Here is a 253-nt window from a genome sequence, read left to right on the forward strand (position 1 = left end):
GCTGCAGAATGTTGGTGACTTCACCCAGATAGCCGTCGGCGGTCTGAGCGAGCGCGATGCCGTCATTGGCATTGCGGATCGCCTGGTTCTGGCCGCGGATCTGCGAGGTGAACGAGGTGGCGATGGCGAGGCCGGCGGCGTCGTCACCCGCGCTGTTGATGCGCTTGCCGGTCGACAGGCGCTCGATGCTCTTCTGCAGCGCGACAGTCGCCGCGTTCTGCGCATTGGCCGCCTTCAGGGCGGCAACATTGGT

The 253-nt window shown here is 65.6% G+C and carries 1 protein-coding gene; it reads right to left on the reverse strand.

Going from position 1 to position 253, the window contains the following annotated elements:
• On the reverse strand, window positions 1–238 hold a 238-nt coding region (locus ACZ3HG_RS24305), incomplete at its 3' end, for a flagellin N-terminal helical domain-containing protein (RefSeq protein ID WP_465335032.1).
• Window positions 239–253 lie beyond the last annotated feature (15 nt).

This window comes from Erwinia sp. PME.40.26/001, from assembly GCF_055556675.1.